General features: G+C 72.8%; 10 protein-coding genes, 2 rRNA genes and 1 pseudogene (1 of these 13 cut by a window edge). 5 read left to right on the top strand and 8 right to left on the bottom strand.

Annotation, left to right across the window (positions count from 1 at the left end):
* Positions 1-149 precede the first annotated feature (149 nt).
* Positions 150-1,274, bottom strand: coding sequence for a DUF3068 domain-containing protein (locus Q3W71_RS18080; RefSeq protein WP_302920524.1), 1,125 nt, complete (start codon positions 1,272-1,274; stop codon positions 150-152).
* A 108-nt stretch (positions 1,275-1,382) separates the two neighbouring features.
* Between Q3W71_RS18080 and Q3W71_RS18075 the strand changes: the two genes are divergently transcribed.
* A complete protein-coding gene (locus Q3W71_RS18075) occupies positions 1,383-2,582 on the top strand; it encodes an acyltransferase (RefSeq protein WP_302920523.1) in 1,200 nt (399 codons plus the stop codon).
* Here the strand turns inward: Q3W71_RS18075 and Q3W71_RS18070 are convergent.
* Positions 2,474-6,775 carry an alpha-(1->3)-arabinofuranosyltransferase gene (locus Q3W71_RS18070; protein ID WP_302920522.1) on the bottom strand — a complete coding sequence of 1,434 codons (4,302 nt, stop codon included), beginning with the start codon at positions 6,773-6,775 and terminating at the stop codon, positions 2,474-2,476. The two genes, Q3W71_RS18075 and Q3W71_RS18070, sit on opposite strands and share 109 nt — an antisense overlap.
* A gap of 85 nt (positions 6,776-6,860) precedes the next feature.
* Between Q3W71_RS18070 and Q3W71_RS18065 the strand changes: the two genes are divergently transcribed.
* Positions 6,861-8,072 (top strand): glycosyltransferase family 4 protein, encoded by a 1,212-nt coding sequence (locus Q3W71_RS18065; RefSeq protein WP_302920521.1) that lies wholly within the window; start codon positions 6,861-6,863, stop codon positions 8,070-8,072.
* Here the strand turns inward: Q3W71_RS18065 and Q3W71_RS18060 are convergent.
* Both Q3W71_RS18060 and Q3W71_RS18055 read right to left on the bottom strand, forming a co-directional pair.
* Positions 8,057-8,251 (bottom strand): hypothetical protein, encoded by a 195-nt coding sequence (locus Q3W71_RS18060; protein ID WP_302920520.1) that lies wholly within the window; start codon positions 8,249-8,251, stop codon positions 8,057-8,059. The two genes, Q3W71_RS18065 and Q3W71_RS18060, sit on opposite strands and share 16 nt — an antisense overlap.
* A 140-nt stretch (positions 8,252-8,391) precedes the next feature.
* Positions 8,392-9,960, bottom strand: a pseudogene (locus Q3W71_RS18055) (hypothetical protein); the annotation flags it as partial.
* A gap of 85 nt (positions 9,961-10,045) precedes the next feature.
* On the opposite strand from Q3W71_RS18055, the gene Q3W71_RS18050 reads away from it, so the two are divergent.
* Positions 10,046-11,305 carry a polysaccharide biosynthesis protein gene (locus Q3W71_RS18050; protein ID WP_302920518.1) on the top strand — a complete coding sequence of 420 codons (1,260 nt, stop codon included), beginning with the start codon at positions 10,046-10,048 and terminating at the stop codon, positions 11,303-11,305.
* Between the two features lie 83 nt (positions 11,306-11,388).
* Positions 11,389-13,851 carry a fibronectin type III domain-containing protein gene (locus Q3W71_RS18045; protein WP_302921005.1) on the top strand — a complete coding sequence of 821 codons (2,463 nt, stop codon included), beginning with the start codon at positions 11,389-11,391 and terminating at the stop codon, positions 13,849-13,851.
* Here Q3W71_RS18045 and nudC read toward each other — a convergent pair.
* Positions 13,844-14,776, bottom strand: coding sequence for an NAD(+) diphosphatase (nudC, locus tag Q3W71_RS18040; RefSeq protein ID WP_302920517.1), 933 nt, complete (start codon positions 14,774-14,776; stop codon positions 13,844-13,846). The genes Q3W71_RS18045 and nudC overlap by 8 nt on opposite strands.
* A 181-nt stretch (positions 14,777-14,957) precedes the next feature.
* Here nudC and Q3W71_RS18035 point away from each other — a divergent pair, with 181 nt between their 5' ends.
* Positions 14,958-16,763: a VanW family protein gene (locus Q3W71_RS18035; RefSeq protein ID WP_302920516.1), complete on the top strand. Its 1,806-nt coding sequence runs from the start codon at positions 14,958-14,960 to the stop codon at positions 16,761-16,763.
* Between the two features lie 73 nt (positions 16,764-16,836).
* Here Q3W71_RS18035 and Q3W71_RS18030 read toward each other — a convergent pair whose 3' ends face one another.
* The 3 genes from Q3W71_RS18030 to Q3W71_RS18020 form a co-directional block, all read right to left on the bottom strand.
* Positions 16,837-17,646: an NADPH-dependent F420 reductase gene (locus Q3W71_RS18030; protein WP_302920515.1), complete on the bottom strand. Its 810-nt coding sequence runs from the start codon at positions 17,644-17,646 to the stop codon at positions 16,837-16,839.
* 44 nt (positions 17,647-17,690) lie between these two features.
* A 5S ribosomal RNA gene (gene rrf, locus Q3W71_RS18025) occupies positions 17,691-17,807 on the bottom strand.
* An 84-nt stretch (positions 17,808-17,891) separates the two neighbouring features.
* A 23S ribosomal RNA gene (locus tag Q3W71_RS18020) occupies positions 17,892-18,960 on the bottom strand; it runs 2,043 nt beyond the window's last position.

Genomic DNA, 18,960 nt, shown 5'->3' with positions numbered 1-18,960 from the left:
ATTACAATAATGTAACGCTTGTAAAGCGAGGGTCCCGTACCTACGACGGCAGCCACCGCCGGCACCCGGCGTGACCCGGGTTTCGACGGTGGCTGCTCGTCACTTCGTGCCGGATGGCCGCCGCTCACCTACCGCGGCGGGCACCGGCGCTACCGGCGCTCCGGTTCTCCCTGGCCGCGGGTGGCCGCCCCGGAGGTGATCTCCTGCTGCTCGGCGGGCGTCTCCCGCCCGGCGGCCGAGGTGTCGTCGCTGTCGCCCACCCGGTGCCGGGCGGCGGCGGCCCGGCGGCCGGTGAGCACCAGCCAGAGCCCGACGATCAGCGCGAGCGCGCCGACGACCGCCAGCGCGAGCGGGATGGTCCGCCCGATCAGCTTCAGCTTGTCGCTCGTCTCCCCGGCCGACTTCACGCTGTTGGCGATGGTGTCGTCGGTGTAGACGAAGTTGGCGTCCAGCAGCGTGGTGGCCAGGCCCTGGTCCGGAACCAGCATCTTCTTCTGCTGCTCCTGCACCTTGACGAAGTTGCCGCTGACCGGCTCGACCCAGATGGTGCGGGTGTTGCTGTACACCACCTTGCCGCTGGTCGCCTCCGGCGCGAACGCGCCCAGCAGTCCGCTCACCCGGTCCGCCGGCATGCCCAGGTCGGTCTCCTCGATCACCTGCTGGAACCGGTACGCCTCGGTGCCGTTGATCTCCTCGGTGCCGTCGAACCTGATCGGCAGCGCCTTGCGCAGGTCACGGTCGAAGTACTCGTAGTCCTTGCGCTCGGTGTTGAACGGGAACTTGTAGGTCTGTCCGGCGAAGTTGACCTCGGCCGGCCCCTCCGGGCCGTCGGCCTGGAGGAACTGCTTGTCCCAGTCGACCGCCGCGGCGGTCTCCCGGTCCAGCGCCAGCTCCGCGGAGTACTGGCTGATCACCTCGCTGGTCTGGGTCCACTTCACCGTGCCGTACACGGCCCAGACGACCGCGTCGCCCTCCAGGTCGCCGGTCATCTCCGCCTCGGTGACGCCGGCCTGCGGTGCCACCTCCGTGGTGGCCTCCAGGGTGCCGGACTGCACCGTCGGCGGAGCATCCTTCTTCAGCTGCAGGAACTTCGCGTTCTCCGCGACCGCCACGCTCGGCTTCAGGCACCCGTCGGGCTCGCCCTCCGCGTTGCACAACGCCAGGTCGTACGGCAGCTTCGTCACCGTCGGTGCCACGAAGAACGCCGCTCCCGCGGCGAGCACGAGACACAAGACGCCTATCCCGAACAGCACGGCGCCCAGGCGAGCCTTCACTGATCCTCCCAAAAGACAGTCAGCCGGTGTCCGGCGAGCGGTCCTGTCCCTAAACTGGGCCGCACGTTACTCCCGGGTTACATATCCACGCGACCCTCTGGACGGCTGATGTCTGTTCCAATTCCGAATCAAGTCCTCCGGCGGCTCCCCGCGCTCGACGCCGTACGGGTGATCGGGGCGCTCGCCGTCGTCGGGCACCATGTCGGGTTCGCCACCGGCGCGAACACCAACGACTCGGGACTGGGCAGCTGGTTGTCTCGGCTGGACGTGGGGGTGGCGATCTTCTTCGTGCTCTCGGGCTTCCTGCTCTTCCGGCCGTACGCGCACTCGTTGGCCACCTACCAGCCGCGACCCTCCACCGGGCGGTACCTGTGGCGGCGGGCGACCCGCATCCTGCCCGCGTACTGGGTCACCGTGGTGGTCTGCCTGCTGGTGCTGCCACAGAACCGGCCGGCGCCCGCCGGCGACTGGTGGCGGCACCTGACGTTGACCCAGATCTACGAGCCCCGGCAGTTGCGGCACGGGCTCAGCCAGACCTGGAGCCTGGCCACCGAGGCCACCTTCTACCTGCTGCTCCCGTTGCTGGCCGCACTGCTGCTCGGCCGGCGCTGGCGGCCCGGTCGGGCCTCGCTCATCATCGTCGCCGGGGTGGGCATCACCGTCGGCTGGGTGGTGCTGATGGGCCTCGGGGTGCTCGACCTCGGCCTGCACACCATGTGGCTGCCCTCGTACGCCGGCTGGTTCGGGGCCGGCATGGCACTGGCCACCGTTCACGTCTCGCTGCGCACCGGTGACTCCGGGAACCGCTGGCGGTGGCTGGACGACCTGGGTGCCGCGCCGTTGGCGTGCTGGTCGATCGCGCTGGCCGCGCTGGCCGTGGCCACCACGCCGATCCTCGGCCCGCGGGACCTGGCCGAGCCGACGGCCGCCCAGTTCGGCCTGAAGATGCTGCTCTACGCCGTGGTGGCGGTGATGGTGGTGCTCCCGGTGGCGTTCGGGCCGGCCACCCGGACCAAGGCCGTGCTCGGCGGCGTCGTCGGCCGGTGGCTCGGCCGCGTGTCCTACGGCCTGTTCCTCTGGCATCCCTTCGTGCTGGAGGGCATCTACCTCGTCGGCGACCGGCCGACCTTCACCGGTGATCCGGGCGAGATATTCCTGCTCACCGTCGCCGGGGGACTGGTCCTCGCGGCGCTCAGCTACTACGTCGTCGAGCGCCCCTTCCAGCGCTGGAACGGGCCGCCGGTGCGCCGGCGCCGGCGCAGCAGCGAGACCCAGAGCGCCGTTACCGCCGCCACGGCGGCCAACTGAGCGGCCGGGGCGGTGTGCCCACCCACCGTCACCGCGTACCAACCGGCAACGGCGAAGCAGGCGACCGGTAGCCACCGCCCGACCGCCCGGCGCAACCGGTGCAGGCCCCGCCGGTCCGGCGGGTGCAGATGGGGCTCCAGCGCCCGGCCGGCCACCACGGCGGCCGCCGCCAGCACCGCTACCGCCACCGCGGCCAGGCCACCGACCAGCAGCAACGCCGTCCCGCCGAAGACCACGGCGAGCAGCCGGCGCCGGGGCCGGCGCACCAGCGCCACGACCGGCCCGGCGGTACCCCGGGCCGGCAGCACGGCCGCTGCCGTGATCCCGGCCAGCAGCAGCGCGCCGACCCCGAGGGCCACCGCGTACCCGTCGTCCGGGGCGAACCGGAGCACCACCTCGCCCGAGTAGCCGGCCGGCACCAGCCAACCCTGCTGCCAGCCGTCGACCACGAAGGGCGTCAGGCGCTTGCCGTCCGCGACGGCCTCCCATCCGGCGTTCGCGTTCTCCCGCAGGGCCAGCACCCGCTGGCCCGGGTACGGATCCAGGTGCAGCCACCGTCGGGTCGCCGCCCAGCCGTCCACCCGGACCGAGGTCTGGATGGCGGAGGGGGCGCCCGCCGTGCCGGCCGTGCCCGCCGCGCTGCCGTCGGCCGAGCCCGGCACCACCGCGTCCGGCGTGAGGACCAACCGGGTCGGCGTCGCCAACCGGCTGGCCGCCGCCACCACCCGTACCTCACCGCCGGCCAGCGGCAGCGGGTCCTTGGCGCCGGCGCCGCACAGCACGGCGTCGACCTCGCGCAACTGCACGAGGTCCCGCCGGCTGGCGACCAGCGACGTCCGGCGGCGGAGGTCGCCGACCTCGATGGTGGGCCCGGTTCCGCAGGGCAGCGTGATCCGCTCGTCCGGGTCGTTGCGCAGCACGGGACCGTCCGGCAGCACGGTCAACTCGCCCACCCCGACGGGCAGGCTCCGGGACAACCGCCGGTAGGGGTCGAAGGAGTTGGCCGGCACGACATCCGAGATCAACACGGTGATCTCGTCAGTCGTCAGCGGCCGGTCGAAGACCAGGCTGCCGCCGTCGTCGAGGACGCCACCGCGCATCCCGCCGTCTCCGATCACGGTGACCTGCCAGGGTCGCGCAGCCGCCGCGGTCGGCGGCAGGGCCAGCTTGATCCCCGCCATCCTGCGCGCCTTGGGCCAGGTCAACCGCAGCCACGGCTGCTGGTCGGACTCGGCGGCGTACCAGGTGGTGGCCGGGTCACCGTCGACGACCGCACCCGGGCGGGCCGCCGGGTGGGTGACGCCGACGCTGGAGGCGGCGACCGTCGGGCTCACGCCGCGGGCGACCGCCGCGTCGCCACCGCCGTCGAGCAGTGCGTTGAGGGCACCCCCGGCGCGCGGGCGGACCCGCAGCGCCACGTCGTAGCCGGCAGCGATGGGCAGGCTCAGCGTCCGGTCGATCCGATCGCCGTCCTCCGACTCCCGGGTCAGGCCGCCGTCGCAGATCGGCCGGCCCTCGTGGAAGACGCACGGGGAGGCGCCGGGTGCGGCGGTGAGCACGACGGAGGCGGGGGCGGCGGTGTCCGGCGGCGCCGGCACCGCCAGGGTGCGCTCCGCGCGTACGCCGGGGATGGACAGCTCAGCGATGCCGACGCCGCCGAACCCGGCGCGGATGTCGAAGACCTGGTTGACGGAGATCCGGACCCGGCGGGTCGGGTGGCCGGCGGGAAGGGTGACCCGCACGCTCTGGCCGGGATTCTCCACCACCGTCTGCTGGGCGCCGGTGCTGACAGTGATCCGGGTGGGCAGCGAGTCCGCGCCGGTGTCGAAGGTGAGGCTGACCTCGCGGACGACCTGCACCTCGGTCAGCTCCACCTGCAACCACTGCGCGGTGGCGGCCGTTCCGGGCGCCGAGCGCCACGACGTGGCGAGGTTGCCGTCCACCGCCGCGAACGGCTGGTGCGCCGGCCGGCCACCGACCAGCGGTTGGGCGTCGGACCAGGAACTCGACGCGGTGACTGATTCGATGCCCAGGTAGCGCGCCGTGGTCGCCTGGTCGTCGCCCCAGGGCGGCAGGTAGTCCCGGGCCGGCGCGCCGAGCTGGGCCGGGTCGTCCGACGCCATGGTCGCCGAGGCGTTGTCGTGTGGCTGCCCGAAGGCGACCTCCCGTCGGCGCATCCCATCGGTGAGCACCACCGGGCCGCCGGTCAGCCCTTCCGGCCGGTCCCCGGCGAGCACGGTCGGCGCATCGGAGAGTTCGCCGGCGGCGGCGATCTGGAGCAGGGACTCCGGCCCGCCCACCACGGTGGTCAGCCCCTCGGCGTCGTACGCGACCACCTGGCTGACCGGCCGCTCGACCTCGTACACCTCCAGCGCCCGGACCTTGACGTCCAGTCCGTGGTCGACGAAGTTGCCGGGTAGCTGGCCACCGCCGACCTCGGGCCCGAAGGCCCGCACCGGGGTGATGCCGGGTGAGCGGCGCAACGCCTGCCGGACCACCACGGGCTGGGTGGCCCCGGAACGGCCGTAGTCGAGATCGGAGCGCAGCAGCAGGTAGCGCACGCCGGACCGGGCGAGCAGATCGGCCAACCCGGCCGAGCCCTCGCCGTTGGCCAGCGCCGACTCCACCGCGTCGAGCAGCCGGATCGTGCCCGGCGGAGTGAGCGGCACCGAACTGCGCACCGCCCACGGGCTCTCCAGCAGCGGCTGGGTGACCTCGTCGCTCGGGCTGCCCCAGAGGTATCGGGGGAAGCGGGCGGCGGGCACCACCAGCACCCGGTCCTCACCGAGGTTCCGGTCCAGCCAGGAGGTCGCCTCGTGCCAGTAACCCGGCACCTCCCGGAAGCTGCCCTGGGCGGGCAACCCGCCGGCCAGCGCTGGCGTGGCCACCGCGGTGACCGCGACGAGGGCGGTGCCGGTGACCAGGGTGGCGCGCAGCCGAACCGGCTGGAGCAGGCGGGGCAGGCCCGGATTCAGGTCGGGCCGGTCAGCGGCCCGGGCCGCCCGAGCCAGCAGCCCGGCCAGGTGCGCCAGGCCGAGGATGAGCGGCAGCCGCAACACCACGTCGAACTTGTGCACGTTGCGCAGCGGTGCGCCGGCCGCGTCCAGGAAGTCCCGCTGCGTCTGTGCGCCCAGCCCGTCGATCGTCCCGACGTGACCGAGCCCGACCAGGGCCAGCCCGACCAGCAGGCCGGTGATGAGGAAGCGCCGCTGCGGCATACCGCGGCGGGCCAGCCCGGCGAGGCCCAGGCCGGCGACGACCAGGGTGGCCACCACCAGCGGCTGTTCGGTGGCCAGTCGCCAGCCGGCGGACCAGGGCGGCCCGTACGCGCCGTTGAGGTACGCGTGCCAGTGCGAGGCCCCGCGCAGCACCGTCGTCATGTCGGTCGGCGCCGTGGTGACCGGCGCCGTCTCGATGTAGTCGAGGAACGGCGGACTGTACCGGCCGAGCAGCAGCAGCGGCACCAGCCACCAGGCGGTGGCCACGGCCACCGCGAGACCCCAGGCGAGCAACGCCCGGATCCGTAGCCGAGCCCGGTGCAGGCCGAGCAGCCAGAGCCCGGCCAGCGGCACGACGGCCAGCACGGCGGTCGCGTTGACCCCACCGGCGCACGCCACCACCAGCGCGGACCGGGTGACCGCGTGGCGCACCGACCCGCCCCGGGCCAGCCCGACCAGGGGTACCAGCACCCAGGGCGCGAGCGCGCTGGGCCAGGCCTCGACCGAGATCGGCCCCAGCTCGGTGACCAGCCGCGGGGAGAGCGCGAACGCGACCCCGGCGAGCAGCCGGGCCCCGGGCGTGCCGATGTGCAGCCGTTCGGCCAGCCGGACCACGCCGGTGCAGGCCACCGTCAGGACCAGCGCCCACCAGAGCCGCTGCACCACCCAGGCCGGCAGGGCGAGCAGCTTGCCGAGGAGGAAGAACGGGCCCATCGGCCACAGGTAGCCGTACGCCTGATTCTGCAGCTGGCCGAAGGTCCCGTCGGGATCCCAGACGTGCAGCGCCCGGTTCAGCCATCCGGCCGGATCGACCGCCAGGTCCACCTTGGTGTCGATGACGATCATGCCCGGCTCCTGGAGGAACGCCAGAGCCGACAAACCGAGACAGACCGCGACCAAGCGCAGACGCCACACCCGTCTGGATGTGTCGTCCGGCCGGTCGGCCAGCTCCGGGCGGCCCGGCGCCTGCTGCATTTCGCCTCCGATCGGGCATTGCGGGGGGCGTGACGAAGCCCATAGTGTGACGCGACGCGAAGACTACTCGGCAGTAGGAGTAAGTGTGGAAGCACCGGCTGCCGCGAACCGGCACGTACTGTTCCTCAACTGGCGTGACACCCGGAACCCGGAAGGCGGCGGCTCGGAGGTCTACGTCGAGCGGATCGCCGGAGAGCTCGTACGCCGAGGCCACCGGGCCACGCTGCTCTGCGCCACCCACTCCGCCGGCCCGGCCGAGGAGGTTACCGCCGCGGGTGTGCGAGTGCTACGCCGAGGTGGCCGCCACACCGTCTACCTGCGGGCCGCCCTGGTCTACCTGGCCGGCGCGCTGGGTCTCGGGCCGTTGACCCGGCGTCGCGGCGGCCGGCCGGATCTGATCGTGGACGTGGGCAACGGCCTGCCCTTCCTGTCCGCCCTGTACGCCCGCCGACCGGTGATCGCGCTGGTGCACCACGTCCACCGAGAGCAGTGGCCCGTGGTGCTGGGCCGGTGGCTGGCCCGGTTCGGCTGGTGGGTGGAGTCCTGGCTCGCCCCGCGCGTCTACCGCCGCTGCCAGTACGTGACAGTCTCCGCGGCCACCCGGCGCGAGCTGGCCACCCTCGGCATCGACCCGGCCCGGATCGCCATCGTGCACAACGGGACGCCGGACATGAACATCGGACCGGTGCCCCGCACCCCGCACCCGTCCCTGGTGGTGCTCGGCCGGCTGGTGCCACACAAGCAGGTGGAGCTGGCCCTGCGCACGGTCGCCGGGCTGGCCGGCGAGTTGCCCGGGCTCACCCTCGTGGTGGCCGGCCAGGGCTGGTGGGAACCGCAGCTGCGCCAGCTCGCCGCCGAGTTGGGTGTCACCGACCGGGTCCGGTTCACCGGCTTCGTCAGCGACGCGGAGAAGCGCGAACTGTTGGCCAGCGCCTGGGTCGCCCTCACCCCCTCGCTGAAGGAGGGTTGGGGACTGACGATCGTGGAGGCCGGGGCGGTGGGCACGCCGACCGTGGCCTTCCGCGGCGCCGGCGGGGTCGAGGAGGCGCTCGTCGACGGCGAGAGCGGCCTGCTCGCGGACGACCTCGACGATTTCGTCGCCAAGGTACGGCTGCTGCTCACCGACGACGCCCGCCGGGTCGCGATGGGCTCGGCGGCCCGGGCGCACGCGGCCCGCTTCACCTGGCCGGTGTCGGGTGAAAAATTCGCGGCCCTCGTGGCGAGGGCCGCGAACGCTCAGGCTGTGGTGTCGGCGGAGCAGATGGAGCCGGTCGAGCCGTCCTACCTCGTGCCGTAGACCAGCGGCTGGTTGGCGCCGCCGTTGCCGCCGCCCGAACCACTACGTGCGGCCTGCTCGGCCTTCGCGGCCTCGGACGACGAGGTACCGGTGAGGGTGGTGGCCAGCGCCACCGACCCGAAGACGCCGAGGGCGACCGCGATCACCCCGGCGAGAACCAACGAGAGAGCACTGCGCATGCTGCTGACTTCCTCCTCGTGAGCTGCGTGCGCGGGACGTTACCACCAAGTAGCGGTGCTGGGGAGGGCCGCGAGGACGATCGATACCGGCCGGCGGGCGGGGGGCCGACGGCGGTTCACGACACGCCGGAGCCGCCCTTGGCTGGGTTCTCGTACAGGGTCAACTCCTCGCCGGCGTACACCTCGCGGAGCCCGACCAGCACCGCCGGATCCACCCGATGGCCGCCGGCCAGCCGCTGGACCACCACCCAGCGGGCCCCGGTGGCGGTCACCGGGGCGCCGCTGGCCAGCACCCGCCGCACCTCCGCCGCCCGCCGGTTCTCCCCGCTCACCTCGGTCGTCCCGACCCAGAGCGTGTCGTCGACGAGGACGTCGGCGTCGACGTACCGGGGCAGCGGGTCGAGCGCCGTCCGGCCGCCGTTCCACCGGTACGCCCGGTAGGAGCCGAACGGCAACGAGAGCACCTCGCCCGGCTGGCCGTCGAGACGGGCGGCGACGGCGTCCCAGTCCGCCGGATAACTCACCGGGCGCAACCGGCCGGCCACGCCGAACGCCAGGTCCGGCAGGACCACCACGGGAAGCGCCAGCGCCCCCGCGAGCACGGCGCCGGCCCCGACCCGACCCGCCCGCCCAGCGGCCACCGCAGCCAACCGTTCCGCGCCGAGCGCCGCCCCCAGGGCGACCAGCAGGGCGTACGGGACGAGAAACTTCTGCCCGTCGCGCAGGACGCCCGCGCCCGGCACCGCGGCGACCAGCCATTCCAGCAGCGCCCCGGCACCGGGCAGCACACCCAGCGCGGCCGCCAGGAAGCCGCCCGCCGCCAACCCGGCGAGTCGGTCCGCGAACCCGACCGGCCACCGGCGGCGCAGCCTCCGGTAGCCGTACACAGCCAGGGCGAGCACCACGGCGGTGGCCACCGGAGCCAGCGGCGACGACCGGCTCGTCGGCGTGGTCTGCGCGTTCCAGATACCGCCGGTGCCGGCCAGTGCGCCGAGCGCTCCACTCCAGTTCTCCGCCCGGGCCGCGAACGCCGCCACCCCGTCGGGGTCGGTTCGCGCGTCCGCCCGGGTGAGGGCGGCCGCCACCAACCAGGGCGCGTTCAGGAGCAGCACCAGCCCGACCGCGAACGCCGCGACCCGACCGCCGGCCCGGCGCGGCGCCAGCACGGCGGTGGTCGCCAGGGCGATGAGCCCGCCGGTCGGAGTCACCGCGGCGGGTGCGGCGGCGAGCGCGAGCAGCGGCAGGGACCACCGCCCGCCTTCCCGCAGCCGGATCACCGCCGCCACCAGCCAGGGCAGCGACGCGTACGCCAGCAGCAGACCCCAGTGCCCGATGAGCAGTCGCTCCGCCAGATAGGGCGTCCACGCGTACCCGAGGGCGGCCACCAGCCGGGTGGCCGGATGCCGCGCCGGCACCAGCAGCCCGGCCCCGATCGTGGCGAGCAGCAGCACCGCGACCAGCGCCAGCCGCTGCACCAGCCACCCGGGCACCAACTGGCTGGCCAGCGAGACCACGGCGTCCAGCGGGACCGCCCGGGGCAGCGAGTCGGACGGCGCGACGAGTTCGGTACGCCACGGCTGGTGCGGCACGAAGACCATGTCGTAGCTGAGCACGTAGCCCGGCGCCGCCAGCGGAGCCAGCACCAGCAGGGTGACGGCCAGCCCGAGCCCGACGAGCAGTGACCTCTCCCGCAGGGTTGACCTCCTCATTACGCTGACCGGGCGTGGCACCGGCGTGGCGCCACTGTACGCGCGCCCGTGGCACCAGCGGGAGTGCCGGCCACACGGGGCGGTGATGGGAACAGACTCGGACCGACGCGGCCCGATGGCCGGGCTCGGCAGGGCCGGCGTCGCGGTGACCCTGGCCGGTGTCTTCGTCAACGGACTGGCCTACGTGGTTCCGGTCCTCGGCGCGCGGCACCTCGATCCGGCGCAGCTGAGCGCGCTGGCGACGCTGCTGGCGCTCGGCGCGATCGGCGGCGTGGCCAGTACCGGCCTGCAGATCGCGGTCGCCGTGCACCGGGCCAGGTACGGCCGCGCCGCCACCGCCCGGCCGACCCTCCTCACGGTCGCCGTCACCGCCGCGCTGCTCGCCGTGACGCTGCCCGTGGCCGCCGGACTGCTGCGCCTGGACGCCCCGGCGGTGCTGCTGCTCGGCGTGCTCACCCTGGCGGTCGTCGCCGCCGGGCGGTGGCTCGGGGAGTTGCAGGGCGACCAGCGATTCCTCCGGCTGGCCGGCGGCATGGCGCTGCTCGCCGCCGGCCGGTACGGGGGCATGGTGGTCGGCCTCTCGCTCGGCGGCGGGCTCAACGGGTCCCTGCTGGCCGGTGCGGTCACCTCGGTCCTGGTGCTCGCCCTGCTGGTACGTCTCAACCGGGGTGCCGGCATCGACCCGATCGCGCCCTCGCTGGCCACCCGGACCGTGCTCACCGCCAGCGGTGCCACGCTGGCGATGCTCGTCGTCTCGTACGCGGATCTCCTGCTCGCCCGCCGTTTCCTGCCGCCGGACGCATCCGGCGTCTATGCCGTCGGCACGGTGCTGACCAAGGGGGCGCTCTGGGCGCCCCAGGTGGTCACCGTGATCGCGCTACCCCGGCTGGCCAAGGGTGACCGGCGCACCCTGGTCACCGCGCTGGCCCTGGTGGCGTGCGCGGGAGCGGCGCTGGTGCTCGCCTCGGCCGTCGCCGGCGGGCTCGCCTTCCGGCTGGCCGGCGGCCCCGGCTACGCCGCCTCCGGCCGGTACGCCGCCCTCTTCGCCGGCACCGGCGCGCTGTACGCGATCGTCTTCATCCTGGTCAATGCCCGGGTCGCCGGTTCACACCGGTGGCCCGCCGCACCGCTGTGGACGTCGACGGTGGTCTTCGCGGTCGCCGTCGCGACCGTCGTGCCGCGGACCGTCGCCGGGATCGCCGGGGCGGCCCTGGCGACCGCGGCGCTCACCGCCGTCGCCACCGGTCTCCTGACAATGGCCCAGGAGCGGCGCAGCAGGTCGAATCCCACCCGTACGGACCCTACCGTCGCACCGGGAGCACATGTCACAGTGCGGGACGGATAACCAGGAGACGGGGGTTTCTGGTGGGCGTCAGCACGAACCCAGCGCGACGGCGAGACCCCCACCGGCACGCGCGCTGGTTGCTCGTGCTCTACGCCGCCGCCCTGCTGGTCACCCTGGCCGCCGGCGTTCCGCGTCCGGCGCAGGCCACGGGCGGCATGTCGGCCGACCGCCTCACCGCCCTCTTCGAGCACTACGGCGACACCTCCGGCCGATGGAGCGGCGGCGACCGGACGACCTCGGTCCGGCTTCCCGACGGTCGCCTGCTCTGGCTCTTCTCCGACACCTTCCTCGGCCCGGTCAACCCCGACCGCTCCCGGCCCCGTAGCGCGGCGTTCATCAACAACTCCGCCGTGGTGCAGCACGGCGACGAACTGCGGGAGACCGTGCACGGCGGCTCCGCTGAGGAGCCCGCCTCGCTCGTGCCACCACCGGCCGCCGACCAGTTCCACTGGATCGGCGACGCCCAGGTCGCCGGCGACACCCTCCAGGTGCTGGTCAACAGATACCGCCGAACCGGCAGTGGTCCACTCGACCACGCCCTGCTCGGCACCGCGCTGGCGACCTTCACGCTGCCCGAGCTCACGCCGACCGGGATCCGGCCGCTACCGCTGGGGAAGCGGATCTCCTGGGGCTCCACGCTGCTCCGCGACGGCGGGTACACCTGGGTCTACGGCACCGAAGCGTTCGGCCAGACCAAGTTCGCGCACGTGGCCCGGGTCGCGGGGGACGACCTCGCCGGCCGGTGGGAGTTCTGGACGGGCACCGACTGGGTGGCCGACGCCGACCGCTCCGCCCGGATCCTCAGCGGGGTCGGCACGTCGTACGGCGTCCAACGGGTCGGCGGCCGTTACGTCCTGGTCACCCATGAGAACAACCTCGTCTTCAGTGCCGACCTGGTCGCCTACTCGGCCGCCGCGCCGACCGGGCCGTTCGAGGGGCCGGACTACCTGCATCGCGCACCGGAGACCGAGGCGGGGCACCTCGTCTACGACGCCGACCTGCACCCCGACCTGGCGCGCCCGGGGAAGCTGCTGATCTCGTACAACGTCAACAACGTCGACGACGCGGTGACGTACGCGGACGCCAACGTCTACCGGCCTCGTTTCATCGAGGTCGACTGGCCCCGCCCCCGGCCGGACAGGGCCGACGTGCCGCCCGCCCCGGCCGCGCTCACCGCCGACGCGCGCGGCGCCGGTAACGCCGAACTGCGCTGGCGGCCCGTCATCGCCGACGACGACCTGCGCTATCTGGTCCACCGCCGGGACGTGACCGCCGGTCACACCCACTTCGTCCGGATCGGCGAGCCGACCGCCGAACCCCGCTGGTCGGCCGACTTCCTCGTCAACGGCCACGAGTACGAGTTCCGGGTGACCACGGTGGGGCGTCGGGGCGAGAGCCCACCCTCGCCCGTGGCCCGGATGACCGCCACCGTACCGCCGCCCCCGCCGCCGGGCGGCCTGCGCGCGGAGGCCGGGCGGGCCGGCGACGTGACGGTGCGCTGGAACCCGCTGCCGTTCGTTCAGCTGTTCCGGCTCTACCAGCGCGACGTCACGTCGGGGCAGCGGGAACCGGCCCTGATCGGCACGTTCACCGGCACGAGCGCGACCGTCGCCTCGCTGTGGCACGCCCGGACGTACGAGTTCACAGTGGTCGCGGTCGGCGGAGGTGGCGACAGCCCGCCCTCCGCGCCGGTCCGGGCCACCGCGTTCGTCACTCCGCCGGCGGCGCCGACGCGGCTGACCGCTTACCCGGAGGCGGACGGCGACATCCGGCTCACCTGGGCCGGCCTCGGGCCGGGCGTCTCCTACCGGGTCTACCGGCGCGACATCACGGCAGGCCAGACCAGCCTCGGCTCGCCGTCCTTGGACACCCAGGCCAGCCACCGCGCCCGCTACCTGGAGCACGGCCACGAGTACGAGTTCGCGGTCAGCGCCGTGAACAGCGGCGGCGAGGGCCCGATCTCGCCACCGGTGCGGGCCCACGCGCGCTTCACCGCGCCGAGGGTGGTGCCGACCGGGCTGCGGGTGAAGCAGGTCGGGGCGGGCCGGGTGGTGCTGACCTGGCGCTCGGCCAACCCCGGCGGATGGCACCGCGTCTACCGGCGCGATCTCACCGCCAGGGAACGGGAGTTCACCGAGGAGGAGGTGGCCGTGCAGGGCAACGAGGCCGCCGTCCTCCGGCTGCGCAACGGCCACGAGTACGAGTTCGCGGTCGCCGCCGTCAACCAGGCTGGTCCGGGTCGGCTGAGCAGGACCGTCCGGGCCACCCCGCGACTGCCCACGCCGGTCGGGCTGGTGGTGACCGGGAGCGGCACCGGCGAGGCCCGCCTGAGCTGGGCGTCCGCCGGCCCCGGCCTCGGCTACCGGGTCCAGCTGCGGGACGCCACGGCCGGCGGGGCGTGGCGTACCGACCCGTACCCCGTGGCGGGAACCGACTTCACCGCCGTGCTGCTGGCCCGCGGCCACCGGTACGAGTTCCGGGTCGCCGCCACCGACGGCGTCGACACGGGAGCGCCGTCGGCGGCCGTCTCGTTGGTCGTCAGCTGAGGCCGGATCCGGCGGCCAGCCAGGAACCGAGCAGGTGGCGGTCGATCGAGTCGGGCCGGCCGAGCGGCCGCCCCGCGGCCTCCCGCGCCCGCAGCTCCTCCCGGGTGAACCAGCGCGCCTCCACCAGTTCGTCGCCGTCCACCCGCACCGTCTCCGAGGCGGCGGTGGCCCGGAAGCCGACCATCAGCCCGGCCGGGAAGGGCCACGCCTGCGACCCCTGGTACGCCAGGTCGGTCACCGTCACCCCGGCCTCCTCGGCCATCTCCCGCCGGACCGCGTCCTCCAGGCTCTCGCCGACCTCGACGAACCCGGCGAGCGTCGAGTACGCCCCCTCCGGCGCGCCCCGGTGCCGGGCCAGCAGGCAGCGGTCCGGGGCGCCGGGCGCCTCCACCAGCACGATGACCGCCGGCTCGATGCGGGGGAAGAGCAGCCGCCCGCAGCCGGCGCCGGTGCAACAGCGGACGTGTCCACCGTCGCGGGGCGTGGTCGGCGCCCCGCAGCTGCCGCAGTAGCGCTGCTGCCGGTGCCAGTGCAGCAGGCCGCGCGCGTACGCCTGCACGGACGCCTCGGCGGGGCCGAGCCGACCCACCAGCGCCCGTACGTCCATCGCCGCGGCCGCCCCGGCCAGCCGCACGGCCGCCGGCTCCGGGTGCCCGGACAGGTCCACGGCGAAGACGGCGGTGTCGCCGTCCAGGCCGAGGAAGACGGTCTCGTCGGCGGCGGCGAGCGCGGCCGCGGCCCGGTCGGCGGCCAGCCGCACCGGCACCTGTCCGGAGGTGACCAGGCACCGGTCCCGCCACAGCGGCAGCACGGCGGTGCCCGGGTCGGCCAGCAGAGCGGTGATCCGGTGCGGGTCGGCGCGCAGCGGCCCCGCCCGGTCCAGCCAACCGCCGCCGTACGCCAGGACCACGCCGTCCGCTCGCATGCCCCTACCGTGCCACGCCGCGGTTCGGCCCCGGGCGCCGGCCCGCGCCCGGACGACACGCCGGGCGACACGCGGTGTCGGCGGGCGCGGGGCGCAGACTCCCCGACCGCCCGAGCGTTGGCTACCGTAGGTGTCTCCCGGGGCGACGGCCCCCGTGTGGTATGTCCCGATCGAGGTTGCTGTGACGTTGTACGGCGAGAAACTTCCCCCTGCCGACGACCGGCCGACCGTCCAGGTCACCGCGGTCAGCTGGCCCGGCGACGAGCCGGAGGCCGCCGGACCGGCGGGCGGACGGCCGCGACGGCGCCGGGTCCGGGTGCTGCTCGCCGCCGGGGTCACCGCCGCGGTGCTGGCGTCGGTGGGCGGCGTGGGCGCCTACGCGTACGCCGGTGACGTGCCGCGCGGCACCACCGTGCTCGGCGCCGAGCTGGGCGGCCGGAGCCGGGCGGACGCGGCCCGGGAGCTCCGAGCCGAGCTGGACCGCCGCGCGGCCGAGCTGGCCGCCCCGCTCCAGGTACGGGTGGGTGAACGGACCGCCGAGATCAGCCCGGCCGATGTCGGCCTCGCGGTCGACGTGGACGCCACCGTGTCGGCGGCGGTCGAGGCGCGGGCACACGCGGTCGACCGGCTGGTCGGCGAGCGCAGCGTTGCGCCGGTGGTCACTGTCGACGTCACCCGGCTCGACGCCGCGCTCGCCAAGGTCGTCGGCGACCAGGGCCGGAAGATGACCATGCCGGCGATCACCTTCTCCGGCACCACCCCCAAGGCGGTCCACCCGAAGCCGAGCCTGGCGCTCGACCCGGAACGTTCCGCCCAGGCGGTGCGCCAGGGGTGGCTCAGCGGACAGCCGGTCACCGTGCCGCTGGTCGAGTCGCACCCGGCGACCACCGCCGAGGAGGTGGACCGGCTGGTCGCCGAGCTGGCGAAGCCGGCGGTGGCCGCGCCGGTGAAGCTCAGCACCGACAAGGGCTCGGTCACCATCAGCCCGAAGGCGATCGCGAAGAGCCTGCGGTTCACCGCTGACAAGGCCGGCACGCTGACCCCACAGGTGGACGTGAAGCGGCTGCGCGCGGCGCTGGGCAACGACCTGACGAAGATCGAGGTGCCGCCGAAGGACGCCCGGATGACCATCTCCGGCGGCAAGCCGAAGGTGGTCGACAACGGCCGGCCGGGGCAGCAGCTGGACAGCGCGGCGCTGGCCCGCGACCTGCTGGCGGTCCTGCCGAAGGCGGACGGCCGGGAGGTCACCGGCGAGCTGAAGCCCGCCGAGCCGGAGCTGACCGCGGAGAAGGTGGCCAGCCTGGGGATCAAGGAGAAGGTCTCCTCCTTCACCACCCGGTTCACCGGCGGCCTCTCCTCGCCGCGCAGCCAGAACATCGTCACCATCGCCAAGGACGTGGACGGCACGGTGGTGCTGCCGGGCGAGACGTTCTCGCTCAACGGCCACACCGGCGAGCGCGGCTACGCGCAGGGCTACCGGGACGCCCCGGTCATCCTCGACGGCAAGCTGGTGCCCGGCGTGGGCGGCGGCACCTCGCAGTTCACCACCACGCTCTTCAACGCCACCTACTACGCCGGGCTGGAGGACGTCGAGCACAAGCCGCACTCCTACTGGTTCAGCCGGTACCCGCCGGTGATCGAGTCGACGATCTTCTGGCCCGACCTGGACTTCAAGTTCCGCAACAACACCGAGTACGGCGTGCTCATCGACACCTCGTACACGTCCAGCTCGATCACCGTGTCGATCTGGAGCACGAAGATCTACGACAGCGTGAAGACCGAGTACAGCCCGCGGCGCAACATCACCAAGCCGAAGACCATCTACCTGAAGCCGGGTCCGTCCTGCATCCCGGCGAACGGCATCGACGGCTTCACGCAGGACGCGTACCGGGTCATCCGCAAGGACGGCAAGGTGGTCAAGCGGGAGAAGTTCACCTGGCGCTACGACGCGGAGCCCCGTTACATCTGCGGCCCCGAACCGTCCTGACGCCCGCCGGGCGCACGCTGACAACTGCCCCGCCGGCTTGGTCGCCGGCGGGGCAGTGTCATGTCGTACGCGCTCAGGGCCGCGCCTGCGCCAGACCCTGCCGTACGCCGTCCGCGTCCAGGTCGGCGCCGTAGACCGGGGTGCCCGGCTCCTGCCGCCAGCTCTCGTCCAGCGTTCCGCCGTCGACCGGGTCGAAGCCCAGCGCGTCCACCAGCTCCATCACCGTCCGCTTCGCCTCGGCGTCGTCGCCGGCCACCGGCAGCGCGATCCGGCCCGCCTGGCCGGCCGGACGCCCGTTCTCCATCAGGTGCGGCGCCATGATCGTGTTGAAAGCCTTCACCACCCGGGCGCCCTGGAGATGATCGGCGGTCCACCGGCTGGACGAGATGCTCCGGTCCCGCAGTTCGGCGATCTCCCCGTCCCGCTCCGGGTAGTAGTTGTCCGCGTCGACGACCACCTTGCCGGCGAACGCGTCCGTGGGCAGGTCCGGTACGGCCTTCAGCGGCACCGCCACGACCACCACCTCCGAGTCCCGGGCGGCCTGCTCGACGGTGCCGGCGGTCGCCCCGCTCTCCTGGGCCAGTTCGCCGAGGCTCTGCGGGCCGCGCGAGTTGGCGACGGTGACGTCGTGCCCGAGAGAACACAGCCGGCGGGTGAGCGTGCCACCGATGTGTCCGGACCCGATGATGCCGATCTTCATACCCGCTCCCCGTCGACGAGCCTGACCTCGACCCGACGGTACGAGAAGGGCCGTCCGGCCCGCGGTCGATTCGCCGGATCCCGCAGCCTTCCGGCCCGCTTCGTCGGTCCGGCGCCGGGTTGGGTTCGGCCCCCCGCTGTTCGGGGTGGTTGGCGGCCGGTGGGAAGGTGGGGGTGAACGCATTCAGGGCCACCCCCTTGGTCGGGGTGGCCCTGAATGGAAAGGTTGTCCGGCGGTGTCCTACTCTCCCACACCCTCGCGAGTGCAGTACCATCGGCGCTGGAGGGCTTAGCTTCCGGGTTCGGAATGTGACCGGGCGTTTCCCCTCCGCCATGACCGCCGTAACTCTATCGACATATCAAACAACACCACACATCGGGTGTGTTGTTCGTTTGTCGGGAGTTGCACAGTGGACGCGTAGCAGCTTGGTAGTCAAGTCCTCGGCCTATTAGTACCGGTCAACTGAACCCGTTACCGGGCTTACATTTCCGGCCTATCAACCCAGTCGTCTAGCTGGGGGCCTTACCCACCCAAAGGGTGGTGGGATACCTCATCTTGAAGCGAGCTTCCCGCTTAGATGCTTTCAGCGGTTATCCCTTCCGAACGTAGCTAACCAGCCGTGCCCCTGGCGGGACAACTGGCACACCAGAGGTTCGTCCGTCCCGGTCCTCTCGTACTAGGGACAGCCCTTCTCAAGTATCCTACGCGCACGGCGGATAGGGACCGAACTGTCTCACGACGTTCTAAACCCAGCTCGCGTACCGCTTTAATGGGCGAACAGCCCAACCCTTGGGACCTGCTACAGCCCCAGGATGCGACGAGCCGACATCGAGGTGCCAAACCATCCCGTCGATATGGACTCTTGGGGAAGATCAGCCTGTTATCCCCGGGGTACCTTTTATCCGTTGAGCGACACCGCTTCCACACGCAAGTGCCGGATCACTAGTCCCGACTTTCGTCCCTGCTCGACCTGTCAGTCTCACAGTCAAGCTCCCTTGTGTACTTGCACTCAACACCTGATTGCCAACCAGGCTGAGGGAACCTTTGGGCGCCTCCGTTACCCTTTAGGAGGCAACCGCCCCAGTTAAACTACCCACCAGACACTGTCCCTGAACCGGATAACGGTCCGAAGTTAGATACCCAAATCAACCAGAGTGGTATTTCAAGATTGCCTCCACCCATACTGGCGTATGGACTTCACCGGCTCCCACCTATCCTACACAAGCTAATTCGGATACCAATGTCAAGCTATAGTAAAGGTCCCGGGGTCTTTCCGTCCTGCCGCGCGTAACGAGCATCTTTACTCGTACTGCAATTTCGCCGGGCCTGTGGTTGAGACAGTGGGGAAGTCGTTACGCCATTCGTGCAGGTCGGAACTTACCCGACAAGGAATTTCGCTACCTTAGGATGGTTATAGTTACCACCGCCGTTTACTGGCGCTTAAGTTCTCCGCTTCGCCCCGAAGAGCTAACAGGTCCCCTTAACGTTCCAGCACCG

It is taken from the genome of Micromonospora sp. C28SCA-DRY-2, assembly GCF_030519475.1.
Taxonomy (GTDB): Bacteria; Actinomycetota; Actinomycetes; order Mycobacteriales; family Micromonosporaceae; genus Micromonospora.
Note: the sequence above shows the minus strand (reverse complement) of the source record. Positions and strands in the feature narration are given on the sequence as shown.